The 15,378-nt window shown below is 67.5% G+C and carries 12 protein-coding genes; 5 read left to right on the top strand and 7 right to left on the bottom strand.

All coding sequences use genetic code 11. The annotated features are described in order from the left end of the window. Positions 1–20: 20 nt before the first annotated feature. From ACCC97_RS17030 to ACCC97_RS17015, 4 genes are all read right to left on the bottom strand, one after another. Positions 21–1,151, bottom strand: a complete 1,131-nt coding sequence (locus ACCC97_RS17030) for a TIGR03364 family FAD-dependent oxidoreductase (protein WP_413334007.1) — start codon at positions 1,149–1,151, stop codon at positions 21–23. After that, positions 1,151–2,866, bottom strand: coding sequence for a putative 2-aminoethylphosphonate ABC transporter permease subunit (locus ACCC97_RS17025; protein WP_413334005.1), 1,716 nt, complete (start codon positions 2,864–2,866; stop codon positions 1,151–1,153). The genes ACCC97_RS17030 and ACCC97_RS17025 overlap by 1 nt, the downstream gene beginning before the upstream one ends. A gap of 3 nt (positions 2,867–2,869) precedes the next feature. Continuing rightward, on the bottom strand, positions 2,870–3,952 hold the full coding sequence (locus tag ACCC97_RS17020; protein WP_007831736.1) for an ABC transporter ATP-binding protein: 1,083 nt from the start codon (positions 3,950–3,952) through the stop codon (positions 2,870–2,872). A gap of 118 nt (positions 3,953–4,070) precedes the next feature. Next, the gene (locus ACCC97_RS17015) at positions 4,071–5,105 is read right to left on the bottom strand and encodes a putative 2-aminoethylphosphonate ABC transporter substrate-binding protein (protein ID WP_413334003.1); all 1,035 of its coding nucleotides are present in this window, start codon (positions 5,103–5,105) and stop codon (positions 4,071–4,073) included. A gap of 187 nt (positions 5,106–5,292) precedes the next feature. Here ACCC97_RS17015 and ACCC97_RS17010 point away from each other — a divergent pair, with 187 nt between their 5' ends. Continuing rightward, entirely contained in the window at positions 5,293–5,853 is a 561-nt protein-coding gene (locus tag ACCC97_RS17010) for a phosphonate degradation HD-domain oxygenase (RefSeq protein WP_413315394.1), read from the top strand. A 108-nt stretch (positions 5,854–5,961) separates the two neighbouring features. After that, the gene (locus tag ACCC97_RS17005; protein WP_413334001.1) at positions 5,962–7,752 is read left to right on the top strand and encodes an ABC transporter ATP-binding protein/permease; all 1,791 of its coding nucleotides are present in this window, start codon (positions 5,962–5,964) and stop codon (positions 7,750–7,752) included. On the opposite strand, the gene queC is transcribed toward ACCC97_RS17005, so the two are convergent. Further along, positions 7,734–8,438, bottom strand: a complete 705-nt coding sequence (gene queC / locus ACCC97_RS17000; RefSeq protein ID WP_007831740.1) for a 7-cyano-7-deazaguanine synthase QueC — start codon at positions 8,436–8,438, stop codon at positions 7,734–7,736. The two genes, ACCC97_RS17005 and queC, sit on opposite strands and share 19 nt — an antisense overlap. Before the next feature lie 233 nt (positions 8,439–8,671). Between queC and ACCC97_RS16995 the strand changes: the two genes are divergently transcribed. From ACCC97_RS16995 to ACCC97_RS16985, 3 genes are all read left to right on the top strand, one after another. Beyond that, positions 8,672–10,150: an alkaline phosphatase gene (locus ACCC97_RS16995; protein ID WP_007831746.1), complete on the top strand. Its 1,479-nt coding sequence runs from the start codon at positions 8,672–8,674 to the stop codon at positions 10,148–10,150. 44 nt (positions 10,151–10,194) lie between these two features. Continuing rightward, positions 10,195–11,715 (top strand): alkaline phosphatase, encoded by a 1,521-nt coding sequence (locus ACCC97_RS16990; RefSeq protein WP_042673159.1) that lies wholly within the window; start codon positions 10,195–10,197, stop codon positions 11,713–11,715. 113 nt (positions 11,716–11,828) lie between these two features. After that, complete coding sequence (locus ACCC97_RS16985) at positions 11,829–12,500, top strand: hypothetical protein (protein WP_237726066.1); 672 nt, start codon at positions 11,829–11,831, stop codon at positions 12,498–12,500. 3 nt (positions 12,501–12,503) lie between these two features. Here the strand turns inward: ACCC97_RS16985 and ACCC97_RS16980 are convergent, their stop codons facing one another. Beyond that, positions 12,504–12,983, bottom strand: a complete 480-nt coding sequence (locus ACCC97_RS16980; protein ID WP_007831749.1) for a DUF1854 domain-containing protein — start codon at positions 12,981–12,983, stop codon at positions 12,504–12,506. Then, entirely contained in the window at positions 12,980–15,295 is a 2,316-nt protein-coding gene (locus tag ACCC97_RS16975; protein ID WP_042673152.1) for an ABC transporter ATP-binding protein, read from the bottom strand. The genes ACCC97_RS16980 and ACCC97_RS16975 overlap by 4 nt, the downstream gene beginning before the upstream one ends. Between the last annotated feature and the right edge of the window lie 83 nt (positions 15,296–15,378).

The raw sequence follows: 15,378 nt of genomic DNA, 5'->3' as shown, positions 1-15,378 counted from the left end.
GACAAGGCGCGGCGCGCGCGTCACCATGCGTCGAAGACGTCGTGCGCGATACCGAAGCCGGTGCTCGCGCCGCTGCCGCTGGTGACCAGCACCACGCGGGTGGCGTCGTCGGGCGCGTCGATCACGCAGGGCGTGGTCCTGGACGAGGGGTAGACGCCGGTCCAGCGCTCGGTGATCTGCGCGGTTTCGAGGTTGAGCGTGCTGCGCAGGTGGCGCAGGATGAGCTGGTCGACCTCTTCCATCGCGAAGGGTTCGGGCGCATCGCCGTAGTGGTGCGAGTCGCCGACCACGAGCGAGCCGTCGGCGCTCTGCACCACGATGAGATGGATGCCGTGTTCGAGCGACGCAGCCTCTTCCTGCTGCAGCCGCGCGCGCAGTGCGGCGGCTTCGGGCAGCGTGCTGTAGCCCTCGTAGCGCACGAGGCTCAGGTCCATCATCACCGAGCCCGGCAGGCGGAAGCCCGCCTCGGGCTTCACGCGCAGCATCTGCAGGCGGCACAGCGTGAGCGCGTGCGCGGCGATGCGGTCGGCGAAGAGGCCGTGCAGCTCGGTGTTGGTGCAGACCGCCACGCGCTCGCCGCGAAGAACGCCGCGCGAGGTGCGAACGCGCGGCGTTTCCACCTCGTGTACGGTCTCGCCGAAGCGGAACACGACGCCATGCACCTCGGCCAGCCATTTCGCGAGCAGGCCGATGGCGGTGCGCGACTCGACGCGCAGTTCGTGCGGACTGAACAGCACCGAGCGCGCGTCGGCCAGGCTCAGCGCGGGCGCCTTGGCCTGCGCGTCGGCCGCGTCGAGCAGCTCGCAGGCCTCGCCCATCGGCGTGCGCATGAAGGCCTCGAGCACCGAGTGCGCCTCGGGCCGGTAGGCCGCGAGCCAGAGGTTGCGGTGCACGATGTCGATGCCGGCTTTCGGCGCGACGGCCTGCCAGACCTCGCGCGCATGCATCGCGCGGCGCCAGGTGTCGCCCGGCGCCTGGCCGGTGATGGTGATGAAGCCGAAGTTGCGGATCGACGCGCCGATGGCGGCCGCATCGCGCTCGACCACGCAGACCTTGAGGCCGCGCTGCGCAGCGGTGTAGGCGTGGGCCAGGCCGACGATGCCGGCGCCGACGACGATGAGGTCGAAATTGTCTTGGGGGGTGCCGGGCATTACCGGTTTCTCCAGGTTTGGGTGCGCGCGAGCGCCCAGTGCCCGGCCAGTGCGAATACGCCGCGGCCGACGGCGGCCGTGAGCATGATCAGCGAGGCCATGGCAGCGGCGGGGGCCACGTCGCCGGCATCGTCCATGTTGAGCACGGCGATGGCGGCCAACGTGGTCTGCGGCGAGTAGAGGAACACGACGGCCGACACGGTGGTCATCGCATTGATGAAGAAGTAGCCGCCCACGTTGAGCACGGTCGGCAGCGCCACCGGCAGGTGCACGCGCCAGAGCGTGCGCCAGAACGGCACGCCCATCGACTCGGACACCAGCTCGTACTCGCGGTCGAGCTGGCGCAGCGCGGTGAGCGAGGTGAGGTGCGCCACCGAGAAGAAGTGTGCCACCGTGCAGATGACGAGGATCGCCATGCCGCCGTACAGGCCGTTCAGCGGATTCGACGGCGAGTTGAAGAAGAAGATGTACCCCACGCCCAGCACCAGCCCGGGCACGGCGAGCGGCAGGTTCGCCAGCAGGTTGAGCAGCTCGCGCAAGAGGCCGAAATGGCGCGGCTTCTCCACCAGGTAGGCAGAGATAAAAGTGACGAGCGCGCCCGCCACCGCCGCGCACAATGCGAGGCGCAGCGAGTTGAAGTAACTGCCCCATCCGCCGCCGTCCATGTTGCTGAAGTCGTAGTTCTTCAGCGATGGTGCGAGCTTGTACGGCCAGTAGGTGGCGAGCGATGCGAACACCGCCATGCCGATCATCACGAGGATGGCGCAGGCCGTGAGGGCGCAGAACACGAGCAGCGCGCGGTCGCGCGTCTTCACGGGCTCCGGCTGGTAGGGCGTGGCGCGCGCCGAAAGCGCCGCCGCCTGCCTGCTGCGCACGCGCCGCTCGACGAGAAAGGAGAGCACCGCCGGAATCAGCAGCACGAGCCCCACCACCGCGCCCATCTGGAAGTTCTGCTGCCCGACCACCTGCTTGTAGATGTCGGTCGCGAGCACGCCGGTCTGGCCGCCGACCACCTTGGGCACGCCGAAGTCGGTGATGACCAGCACGAACACCACCATCGTGGCCACGATGAGGCCGTAGCGCGAGGCCGGCAGCGTCACGGTGCGGAAGATGCGCCAGCGCGAGGCACCGAGCGTCTGCGCCGCTTCATAGAGCCGACCATCGGACGTGGCCATGGCGGTCGTGAGGATCAGGAGCGCATGCGGCAGCGTCCAGAACACCGAGCCGAGCACGATGCCCAGCGGCCCGTAGATCGAGGCCTCGCCCATCAGCCCCTTGAAGAGGCCCTGGTTGCCGAACAGGTAGACCAGGCTGATGGCCGGCAGCAGCGAGGGCGCGAGCAGCGGAATGAGCGCCATCGCGCGCAGCGCGCCCTTGGCCGGCATGCAGGAGAGCGTCAGCGCATAGGCGTACACATAGGCGATCGCCGTGCAGACCACCGCGCTGATCGCCGCGAGCCACAGGCTGTTGAAGGCCGATTGCACGAGCGCCGGGCTGTCGAGGTAGCGCGCGAAATTCGCCGGGCCGACGAACGCGCCCGCGCGGTCGAAGAAGCTCTGGCCCACGAGCGCGCCGACGGGCAGCGCGACGATCACGGCCAGCAGCAGCACGAGCAACGCGACGGCCGCACCGGTCAGCCAGCGCTCGCGGTCGAACGCGCTGCCACGCGGCAGCACCATCGGCCGCACGGCGATGGCATCGGGAGAACTGCTCATGGCTCAGTGCGCCAGGATGGACAGCGCATTCAGGGGCAGTTGGATGTGCACCATGCTGCTGGGCACCAGCGGCTCCTCGCCGCCGTAGCGCGCGTCGGCCGGCAGCTCGGCCTCGATCTCGATGCCCAGTGGCTCGCAAGCCAGCCGCGCCGAGGTGCGGTTGCCGAAGAACTCCGTGTCGAGCAGGCGCGCCGCGAAACTGTTGGCGCCCAGTTCGGTGCCGAAGCGCTTGACCACCACGTGCTCGGGGCGGATGCCCACGGTGGCCTGCGAACCCACGCTCAGGGTGCCGAGGTTGCTCGGCGTGCAGAACAGTTCGCTGTCGCGCACGCGCACCTTGCCCTCGGCCAGCACAGTCGCGGGCAGCATGTTCATGCGGCCGACGAAGCCCGCCGCGAAACGGGTGCGCGGCTGGCGGTACAGCTCGTCGGGCGTGCCGGCCTGCTCGATGCGGCCGTTGTGCATCAGCACCACGCGGTCGGCCATCGAGAGGGCTTCTTCCTGGTCGTGCGTGACCATGATGGTGACGATGCCCAGGCGCTTTTGCAGCGAACGGATCTCGCTGCGAAGGCTCGCGCGCACCTGCGCGTCGAGCGCGGAGAGCGGCTCGTCGAGCAGCAGCAGGCGCGGGTTCGGCGCGAGGGCACGCGCCAGTGCGATGCGCTGCTGCTGGCCGCCCGAGAGCTGCACCGGGTACTTGTCGGCGTGCGCAGCGAGGCCGACGAGGTCGAGCATCTCGCGCGAGCGCTTGGCCATCTCGCGCGCCAGTGCGCCGGTGGGATGCAGGCCGTAGGCGATGTTCTGCGCCGCCGTGAGGTTGGGGAACAGCGCATACGACTGGAACACCACGCCGAAGCCGCGCGCCGCGGGCGGCAGGCCCGCGATGTCCTGGCCGCCGAGCAGGATCTGCCCGCTGTCGGCGCGCTCGATGCCGCACACGATGCGCAGCAGCGTGGTCTTGCCGCAACCCGAGGGACCGAGCAGGCACACGAATTCGCCGGGCTCGATGTCCAGGTCGATGCCGTCGAGCACGCGGGTGGCGCCAAAGGACTTGCCGATGCCGCGGAGAGAAAGAAAGCTGGTCATGGTCGAAGCCCGTCAGTCAAGGAACACCGCGGAACCGGCTTCGCCGGGCCGCAGGTGTTGCCCCCGGTAGGGGGTTGGCGAAGCGACACGAAGTGCGCGAAGACTGGGGGCGAGCTCATCACATCGGCTTCTTTTCGGATTTCGATTCGTAGCGCTTGGACCATTCGGTGAGGATACGGTCGCGGTTCGCGGCGGCCCAGGTGAAGTCGTTCTTGGCGAGCAGCTTCTCGACGTCGCCCGGCACGAATTCGAGCTTCTCCTGGATGCCCGGCAGCGCGAGCACGGCGAAGTTCTTCGCGTAGAGCTCGTTGGCCTGCTTGGTGACGGCCCAGTCGGCCAGCGCCTTGGCGGCGTCCTGCTTCTTGCTGGTCTTGATGATGCCGGTGGCTTCCATGTCCCAGCCGAGGCCCTCCTTGGGCAGCACGATGTCGATGGGGGCGCCGTCGCGCTTGGTCTTGTTGGCGCGGTATTCGAAGGACATGCCGAGCGCGAATTCGCCGGCGCCGGCCTGGCGGCAGGGCTTGCTGCCCGACTGGCTGTAGATACCGATGTTCTGGTGCAGCGCGTCCATGTACTTCCACGCTTTTTCCTCGCCCATCATCTGGATCCAGCCCGACACCATGAGGTAGCCGGTGCCCGATGCCGCGGGGTTGGGCATGGTGATCTGGCCCTTGTAGACCGGGTTGGTGAGATCCGCCCAGCTGGTGGGCTTGGGCAGGTTCTTCTTCGTGGCTTCGGCGGTGTTGAAGCAGATGGCCGACGACCACACGTCCATGCCGACCCACTTGGGCGGGTTGGCCGGATCGCGCATGGTGGCCTTCACGGCGTCCAGGCCCTTGGGCGCATAGGGCTGGAGCATGCCTTCCTTGTCGAGCAGCATCAGCGAAGTGGCGGCCAGGCCCCACACCACGTCGGCCTGCGGGTTGGCCTTTTCGGCCAGCAGCTTGGCGGTGACGATGCCGGTGGAGTCGCGCACGAACTTCAGTTCGACGGTCGGGTTTTCCTTTTCGAACGCGGCCTTGTAGGCCTGCACCTGGTCGGCTTCGAGCGCGGTGTAGACCAGCAGCTCGGTGCGGCCTTGCGCGGAGGCTGCGAAGGCCAGCGAGAACAACGCGGCGGGCACGGCAACGCGGCGGATGAAGCGGAACGACATGATGGGAGATCCCTCGGGAAGGAGTGAAAGTACGCGGACGAAAGTACGCACGGCTCGGCCGTGGACGCGGCGATGCTCGCAGTGCCGTGTGACAGGGGTTTGTCAGATGCGTCACACGGATGTCATGGCGCGGGACGACGCTTCACAGGCTGCCGCACGCGCTTGGCGTTTGCTTCGTTTCAACTCCATGACACTCGACCTCGCCGAGATCGCACGCCTGTTCGCCGAACGCGGCGGGGTGGCCTACGCGGGCGAGCCGGTCTCGCAGCTCGAACACGCGCTGCAGTGCGCATGGCTCGCCGAGCAGGCGGGTGCGAGCGACGCGCTGGTCACGGCCGCACTGCTGCACGACCTTGGACACCTGCTGATCGCCGAGCACCAGACGCTCGCGCAATCGCCCACCGAGCTGGGCATCGACGATCGCCATCAATACATCGCGCTGCCGCTGCTGCGCGGCGCCTTCGACGTGGAAGTGCGCGAGCCGATACGGCTGCACGTGGATGCCAAGCGCTATCTGTGCGCGATGCGGCCGGACTATTTCTCGAAGCTCTCGCCGGATTCCGTGCGCAGCCTTGCACTGCAGGGCGGCGTGATGGATGCGGCAGCGGCGGCCCGTTTTGCCGAGCATCGCTGGGCCGACGATGCGGTGCGGCTGAGGCTTTGGGACGAAGAGGCGAAGGTCGAGGGGTTGAAGACACCGCCGCTGGCGTATTTCCTTTCGACGGCTGCGCGGGTCCTTCTGCGCTGAAGGTACTTTTTTTGCCCGGCGGCCGGGTTTCAGGTCCATTTAAGAAACATTTGTCTACTATGGTTTCCTCATGATGTCCGGCGCACCTGCGCCTGCGAGGAAACCTGCATGTCTTCATCCGTCACGGCGCGAGCCGCCACGTTCACCCAGGTTCTGAGGCGCGTCTTTGCGCTCGCGGCGCCTTATTTCAGGTCCGAGGAGAAATGGCGCGCGAGGACCATGTTCGCGGCGATCGTCGCGCTCAACCTGGCCTACGTCTACGCGCTGGTGCTCTTCAACCAGTGGTACGGGCGCTTCTACGACGGGCTGCAGAACAAGGATGCGGCGGTCTTCTGGCGCGAGATCCGCGTGTTCGTCGTGCTGGCCTTTTTCAACATCGCGCTGCAGGTACTCAAGTTCTATGTGACGCAATTGCTGCAGCTGCGCTGGCGCAGCTGGATGACGCGCGACTACATGACGCGCTGGATGGCCAACCGCGCCTTCTATCACCTCGAACTCGCGCGCTACGCGAACAAGGACGGCCAGACACCGGACAACCCCGACCAGCGCATCCAGGAAGACATGCAGCTTTTCACCGACTACACGATGACGCTGTCGATGGGCCTGCTGAATGCGGTGGTCACGCTGGTGAGCTTCGTCGGCATCCTCTGGGGGCTGTCGGGCAGCGTCGAATTCTCAATGGGCGGCACCACCTACCAGATCGTGGGCGCCATGGTGTGGCTGGCGATCGCGTACTGCGTGGTCGGGACCGTCATCACGCATTTCATCGGCCGCCCGCTGATCGGCACCAACTTCCGCCAGCAGCGCTTCGAGGCCGACTTCCGGCATCACCTGGTGCGGGTGCGCGAGTACAGCGAGGCGATCGCGCTGGACAGGGGCGAGAAGGTCGAGCACGGCCAGCTCGACATGCGCTTTGGCAGCGTGCTGCGCAACTACCTGCTGCTCATCAAGCAGCAGAAGAACCTGATCACCTTCACCTCGTTCTTCGGGCAGGCTGCGGTGATCTTCCCGTTCGTGGTGGCCGCGCCCCGCTTCTTCAGCGGCGCGATCCAGTTGGGCCAGCTGATGCAGATCTCGTCTGCATTCGGCAAGGTGCAGGACTCGCTGAGCTGGTTCGTCGACAACTACGACAAGGTCGCGGTCTGGCGCGCCACCACCGACCGTCTGACCAGCTTCGACGACGCGATGCGCGCCCACGCTGCGCAGGCCATGCCGCTGCAACGCGGGGAGGCGGCCGATCTGCGCAGCGACGACCTCTCTGTGGCGCTGCCAAACGGCACTTCGCTGCTGAGCGGCGCCGCGCTGGCCGTGAAACCCGGCGACAGCGTGCTGCTGCAGGGCTCCTCGGGCAGCGGCAAGTCGACCTTGTTCCGCTCCTTCGCCGGCATCTGGCCGTTCGCGAGCGGGCACGTGAAGATGCCAGACGGCGCGGTGTTCATGCCGCAGCGCCCCTACGTGCCCGACGGCAAGCTGCGCGACGCGCTGACCTACCCGAACCCCGCCGCCGATTTCACCGACGAGCAGCTTCGCAAGGCTCTGACCGACGCCCTCCTCCCCGACCTGGCCAGCCGCCTGGACGACAGCGATTCATGGAGCCAGAAACTCTCCGGCGGCGAGCAGCAGCGCCTGGCCATCGCACGCGTGCTGCTGAAGAAACCGGCATGGCTCTTCGCCGACGAGGTCACCAGCGCACTCGATGCGCAGGCCGAGGGTGTGCTCTACAAGCGGTTGTCGGACATGGTCCATGCAGCGGGCGGCGCGATGGTGTCGATCGCGCACCGCGCAGCCGTCGGAGACTTCCACAACCAGCGCTGGACGCTGGTGCCGCAGGAAGAAGCAACGGCGGGCGGCGCGCGCTACCGGCTGAACATCTCGGCGGCTCAACCCGCCGCGGCGTAGCGCTCCCAGCCCTTCTTGCGCAGCTCGCAGGCGGGGCATTCGCCACACCCGTAGCCCCAGGCCTGGCGGTGCACGCGGTCGCCCAGGTAGCAGGTGTGCGTCTCTTCCACGATCAGCTCCACCAGCGGCTCGCCGCCCAGGCGGTGGGCCATGGCCCAGGTCTCGGCCTTGTCGATCCACATGAGCGGCGTCTCGATGACGAGGCGGCGCTCCAGCCCGAGCGAGAGCGCGAGCTGCATCGCCTTCATGGTGTCGTCGCGGCAGTCGGGGTACCCCGAGAAGTCGGTCTCGCAGACGCCGGTGACGATCACCTGCAGCCCGCGCCGGTACGCCAGCGCGCCGGCCAGCGTGAGGAACAGCAGGTTGCGCCCGGGCACGAAGGTGTTGGGCAGGCCGTCGGCCTGCATGGCGAAGGCGACCTCTTCGGTCAGCGAGGAGCCGCCGAGCTGCGCCAGCGCCGCGAGCGTGAGTACGTGGTCTTCGCCGAGGCGGGGCGCCCAGACGGGGAAACGCTCGCGCATCTTCGCGAGGACGGTGCCGCGCACGTCGAGCTCGACGCGGTGGCGCTGCCCGTAGTCGAAGCCCAGGGTTTCGACGCGCTGGTACTTCGAGAGCGCATCGGCGAGGCAGGTGGCCGAGTCCTGGCCGCCGGAGAACAGAACGAGGGCGGTGGTGTGCAGGGGCATATCCGTCAACGGCGAGGCCGCTGTAGTCCAAAGACGCGATTTTCGCAGGCCGCGCCCGCTGGCAGCCGGGCATGACACGCCGGCGAATTCCGCCGCCTTTCTTTTTTGAAATGGGCTGAACTTTCTCGGCGGATGTGCATCGTCACCGCCGAGTCATCTGACGTCTTTAGATTTCACTCCCAGAAACGGTGCGCGTCATGCGCACCGGTCGAACAACCACCTGAGGGAGTCGCATGACCCAACGCTTCATTGCCCCAGCACTGCTGGGTTTCTCGCTGCTGCTGACCGCCTGCGGCGGCAGCGGCAACAGCAACGGCTTTTCCTTGCTGCCGCTGATCCCGCCGCCGACCACTGCGCCCCCGGCCGCGCAACCCCAGAAGAACGTGCTGTTCTTCCTGGGCGACGGCATGGGCATCACCACGATGACCGCCGCGCGCATCTACAAGGTCGGCGAGGACGGCGACCTGACAATGGACACACTGCCCGAGACGGCCTTCGTCCACACCTATTCGAACGACGCCCAGGTGACCGACAGCGCCCCCTCGATGTCGGCCTACATGACCGGCGTCAAGATGAACAACGAAGTCATCTCGATGAGCCCCGAGACCAAGGCCACCGACGCCTCGGGCAAGGCCTACCACGTCAGCTTCGACAGCACCTGCCCCTCGGGCAACGGCCAGGCCGTCGAGACGCTGCTCGAGCAGAGCAAGGCCAAGGGCTATGCGACCGGCGTGGTGACCACCACGCGCATCACGCACGCCACGCCCGCCGCCACCTACTCGCATGTGTGCCACCGCGACGCCGAGAACACCATCGCCGCGGCGCTGGTGCCGGGCGGCGCGGGCTACAACGGCAAGCTCGGTGACGGCGTCGACGTGTTCTTCGGCGGCGGCACCGACTACTTCACCGCCAAGGAAGACGGCGGCAAGCGCAACGACAAGCGCAACCTGATCGCCGAACTGAAGGCTGCCAAGTACAGCTATGCCGGCAGCAAGAGCGAGTTCGACAAGCTGCCTGCAGACGGCGCCACCAAGATCGCCGGCCTCTTCACCAAGAGCCACATGGCCTACGACCTGGACCGTGACGCCACCAAGGAACCGAGCCTGGCAGAGATGACCGGCAAGGCCATCGATGCACTGGCGGCGCGCAAGAAGGGCTTCTTCCTGATGGTCGAGGGCGGCCGCATCGACCACGCGCTGCACGCCACCAACGCGCGCCGTGCGCTGCAGGACACCGGCGCCTTCGACGACGCCATCAAGCTCGCGCTCGACAAGATGCAGGCGATCGATCCGGGCCTGAAGAACACGCTGGTGGTGGTCACGGCCGACCACGACCACACGCTGCAGCTCAACGGCTATGCCGCGCGCACCGGCAAGACCGAGGCCGGCAAGCCGGGCGTGCTCGGCCTGGTGAAGGACTATGTAGACACCAGCAAGACCAGCAAGGACGTGGGCGGCAACCCCTACACCATCATCGGCTTCGGCAATGGCCCGCGCCGTCTCGCCACGCGCGGCCCGATCAGCGACGCCGAACTGGAAAGCAAGGACTACAAGCAGGAAGCCGTCGTGCCGATGGATGCGGCCAGCGACTCCGAAACCCATGGCGGCGCCGACGTCTTCCTCGGTGCTCAGGGCCTGGGCGCCGACAACTTCTCCGGCGTCATCACCAACACCGACGTGTTCGGCCTGATCAAGAAGGCGGTCGGCCTGTGAGGGGCACCCCGCACGCACCGATGAGCACAACCATGAACACGACCATGAACCGCATCACTCGCAAAACCCGTCTGGCCGCCGCCCTCGTCTGCGCCGCCGCCGGCACCCTGGCCGGCAACGCTTACGCCGCCGGCGAAGCCAAGAACGTCATCTTCTTCCTCGGCGACGGCATGGGCCCTGTCACCGTGACCGCCGCGCGCATCTACAAGGGCGAGAAGCAACTGGCCGCCAAGCCCGGCTCGCTCGTGAGCCCCGAGCGCGCCAACCTCGTCATGCAGTCGCTGCCCTACGCGGCGCGCGTGAAGACCTTCTCGCTCGACGGCCAGACCACCGACAGCGCGCCCTCGATGGCGGCCTACATGACCGGTGTGAAGATGCGCAACGAGGTGATCTCGATGTCGAGCGACACCACCGCCGTCGACAGCACCGGCAAGCAGTACATCAACGGCGAAGACACCACCTGCCCGTCGACCAACGGCAAGGCGGCCGACACGCTGCTCGAGCTCGCCAAGGCCAAGGGCCGCGCGGTCGGCGCCGTGTCGACCACGCGCGTCGGCCATGCCACGCCGGCCACCACCTACGCGCACATCTGCAACCGCAACGGCTACAACACCATCGCAGAGCAGAGCGTTCCGGGCCACCCGAACTACAACCCCAAGCTGCTCGACGGCGTCGACGTGCTGCTCGGCGGCGGCCAGCGCAACTACCTGCCGAAGTCGACCAATGCGCAAAGCAAGCGCACCGACAACGTGGACCTGGTGGCCGCGATGACGGCCAAGGGCTACACCTACGTCGACACGGGCACCAAGCTCAAGGCCGTCGACACGGCCGCCACGGGCAAGCTGCTGGGCCTGTTCTCGCAGAGCGAAATGGCCTACGAGCTGGACCGCGTCAAGCAGAGCCTCGACCAGCCGAGCCTGTCCGACATGACCGAGAAAGCGCTCGGCGTGCTCAGCAAGAACGACAAGGGCTTCTTCCTGATGGTCGAAGGCGGGCGCATCGACCACGCGCTGCACGGCACCAATGCCAAGCGCGCGCTGGAAGACACGCTGGCCTTCGACGCGGCCATCCAGACGGCGCTCGACTACATGAACAGGAAGGACCCGGGCCTGCAGAACACGCTGGTGGTGGTCACGGCTGACCATGACCATGCGATCGCCTTCAACGGCTACCCGAAAATCGGCAACCCGATCCTCGGCCTCGTCAATGGCTACGCCGACGGCAAGCCCTTGAAGGCGGCCGATGGCAAGCCCTACACCACGCTGGTGTTCGGTAACGGCGGCCGCCCCAATGCAACGCTCGCCAGCCAGACCAACCCCGAGGACGGCAACAGGCCGTGGATTGCACCCAAACGCGACACGGATCGCGACGACCAGACCGCGATGGACACCACGGACGACAACTTCCTGCAGGAAGTCGGCATCAACCTCGGCACGCCCGGCGCGGAAACGCACGGCGGCGGCGACGTGATGCTGTTCGCCGGCGGCGCGGGCTCGAAGAGCTTCAAGGGCACCATGGAGAACATCAAGGTGTTCAACAAGGTCAAGGAAGCGGCCGGACTGTGATCAAGCACACCCCCAGCCTTCGCGCACTTCGTGTCGCTTCGGAAACCCTCTTGCAGAGGGCGATACCTGCGGCCCGGCGAAGCCGGTTCCGCGGTATCCCTGGCATGGTGCTGATGGCCGCTCTGAGCCTTCCGCTGGCGGCCAGCGCCGCCGGCGATGCCGAGGCGCCCGACCAGAACCTGCGCATCCAGCACCACGTGATGTCGATCGGCAAGGACGGCGTGCAGCGCGACAGCCGCTATGCCGACCTGATGTTCCGCCGCGCCGGCACCGTGTGGGTCGAGCGCGAGCTGCCGCCCGTGCTGCGCGCCGACCATGACCACGAGGCCCGCGAAGGCAAGGTGCACATCGGCCACTCGCACGCCGACAACACGGCCGCGCCGCTGTGGCTGCGCCGCGATGCGGCCGGCAAGGTGCAGGTGGGCATGGTGCTGCGCGAGCAGCGCAAGGTGATCGAGGTCGACGCCGCCGACTACGGCAACGTCGGCTATGGCGGCTCGTGGGCGAATGCCTACTGGCTGGTCGATCCGGCGAGCCTGCCGCGCATGAAGCCGCTCGGCGCGGCTGGCAGGGGCGTGCAGCGCTACGAAGTGCAGCAGGGCGAGAGCACGCTGCGCATCGAGTGGGACACGGTCGGCCGCTATGCGCGCAAGATCGAGCAACGCAATGCGCACGGCACCTCGCTCAACGTGATGACCGCCTCGGCCATCGCGGCGCCGAAGACACTGCCGTGGAAGACCGCCGACGCCTACGAGCGCGGCGAGTATTCCGACTTGCTGGACTGAGCGCTAGAGAAAACGCTCGAGCAGCTTGCGCGACGCGCGGTCGAGCGTCTTCACGTCGGGAATGCGGAACTGCACGCCGTGCGCGCTCGCAATGAGCAGCGCGCCGCCTTCGAGCCGGCGGATGTCTTCCTCGGCCTTGAGCACGAAGCTGGTGTCGCCGCGGTCGGTGCTGATGGTCCAGGTGCTGGGCACGCCGAAGCTCGACACGCCGTGCAGGCGCAGCAGCGTGGGCGCGAAATCGCGTACCGCGAGTTCTTCTGCGAGCAGCACCCTGGCCTGCGCCGGCAGTTGGTCGACGCTGTCGATCCAGACCAGCTCGCGGCCTTCGCTGCCGACCAGCGACACGCCATGGCCCGGCGCGCTCAGCGGAAAGGCCCGCACGGGCGTGACGCCCACATGGCGCTCGCCCTGCGCGTCGGTCAGCACGAGGCGGCCGAAGGCGTCGCGTTCGAGTTCGAAAGATGGGGTGTTGAGTTCGGTCATGCGTCGCCCGCCGGATGTGCTGCGTGGCTGATGGCCAGGGGGGCTTGCGCACTGGCGCGCTCATTGGCGGCGCCTTCGCTCGCATCGTCGTCGCCCTGGCGCAGTTGCGCCTGGTAGAGCCGCCAGTAGGCGCCCTGCTTCGCCATCAAGGCATCGTGCGGCCCGACCTCGACCACTTCGCCGCGGTCCATGACCACGAGCCGGTCGGCCTTGCGCAATGTCGACAGCCGGTGCGCGATGGCGATGGTGGTGCGGCCCTGCACGAGGTTGTCCAAGGCCTTCTGGATTTCCTTCTCGGTCTCGGTGTCCACGGCCGAGGTGGCCTCGTCGAGGATCAGGATGCGCGGATCGATCAGCAGCGCGCGCGCAATGCTGATGCGCTGGCGCTCGCCGCCCGACAGGCCCTGCCCGCGCTCGCCCACGAGCGAGTCGTAGCCGTGCGTCAGCCGCAGGATGAAGTCGTGCGCATGGGCCGCGCGGGCCGCGGCAACCACCTCTTCGCGCGTGGCGTCGGGCTTGCCGTAGGCGATGTTCTGCGCGATGGTGCCGAAGAACAGGAAGGGTTCCTGCAGCACCAGCCCTACGTGGCGCCGGTAGTCGGCCACGGCGAAGCGGCGGATGTCGGTGCCGTCGACCTTGATGGCGCCGTCGGTCACGTCGTAGAAGCGGCAGATGAGGTTGACCAGCGTGCTCTTGCCCGAGCCGCTGTGGCCCACGAGGCCGATCATCTCGCCGGGCTCGATGGTCAGGTCGAGGTCGTGGATCACGGCGCGCGAGCCGTAGCGAAAGCCCAGCCCGCTCATCTCGATGCGGCCCTGCACGCGCGGCACCTCCCCCGGCTTGGCCGGAAGGCCGACAGGAACCGGCTTTGCCGGTTCGGGCACATTGCTCACGTGGTCGAGGATGTCGAAGATGCGCTTGGCGCCCGCGGCGGCCTTCTGCGTGACCGAGACGATGCGGCTCATCGAGTCGAGCCGCGTGTAGAAGCGGCCGATGTAGGCGATGAAGGCCGTGAGCACACCCACCGTGATGCTGCCGCGCGCCACCTGCCAGATGCCGAAGGCCCACACCACGAGCAGGCCGATTTCGGTGAGCAGCGACACGGTCGGCGTGAACAGCGACCACGTGCGGTTGAGCTTGTCGTTGACCTGCAGGTTGTAGGTGTTGGCGACGCGGAAGCGCTCGGCCTCGCGGCGCTCCTGCGCGAAGGCCTTGACCACGCGGATGCCGGGAATAGTGTCGGCCAGCACGTTGGTCACCTCGGACCAGACGCGGTCGATCTTCTCGAAGCCGGTGCGCAGGCGGTCGCGCACGACGTGGATCATCCAGGCGATGAAGGGCAGCGGCACCAGCGTAACCACCGCGAGCAGCGGGTTGATGGAGATCAGGATGGCCGCCGTCATGACGATCATCAGCACGTCGTTGGCGAAATCGAGCGCGTGCAGCGACAGGAAGACGTTGATGCGGTCGGTTTCGGAGCCGATGCGCGCCATCAGGTCGCCGGTGCGCTTGCCGCCGAAATAGTCGAGCGGCAGGGTCAGCAGGTGCTCGTAGGTGGTGGTGCGCAGGTCGGCGCCGATGCGCTCGGACACCAGCGCCAGCAGGTAGGTGCGCGCCCAGCCCAGCCCCCAGCCGACCAGCGCCGCGATCAGCAGGCCGCCGAGGTACAGGCCCACGCGCATGGTGTCGATCTTCTGCCCGTTCTGGAACGGGATCAGGATGTCGTCCATCAACGGGATGGTCAGGTACGGCGGCACCAGCGTGGCGGCGGTGGAGATCAGGGTGAGTACGAATCCCAGGATCAGCTGCTTGCGGTACGGGCCGGCGAAACGGCCCAGGCGCAGCAGCACCCAGGTCGATGGCGGGGTCTGGAGTTCGGCGTCGGGGGTGCCCTCTTCGCCGTCGGCAACCTCGACGGCCCCCGCTGTCTCCTTGGCGACACCGGCCGTTCGCTGGCCGAACAACTTGAGCAGGCGCAGCGCCGCGACCTGTCCGGCCAGGGTGTAGCGCCAGCGGGCCAAACGGCCCGAAGGCCCCGTCAAATCGAGGGTTCCCACCCCCGAGTGGTCGGACAGGCGCAGTTCCAGGGCTGCATCGGTTAGCGGCCACTCACGCCATTCGCCGCCCGGTTCGAGCGCGATCAGCCTCTGGTCAGTCAGCGCGACTAGGCCGCAAGCGAAGCGAAGTTGGTCGTCGAGGTCAACCGACAGTATTACCAGAACGTTTTCCGCGACTGCGAGCCGGTTTTTCAGCGCGTCTGAAGCCGCCTCTGTTTCGCCCTCCCGGGTGCCGACTGGATCGTGATGTTGCATTGTGTTTCTCTGACTCTTGCCCGTCGCGGGCCGCATGGACCGCGTCATGGCGCCCTTGGTCGGGCGCCGATTCTGACCGATTG

It is taken from the genome of Variovorax sp. Varisp85, from assembly GCF_047304045.1.
In the GTDB taxonomy this organism is placed as follows: domain Bacteria; phylum Pseudomonadota; class Gammaproteobacteria; order Burkholderiales; family Burkholderiaceae_C; genus Variovorax.
The sequence above is the reverse complement of the archived record's forward strand: the minus strand, read 5'-3'. Positions and strand labels throughout refer to the sequence as shown.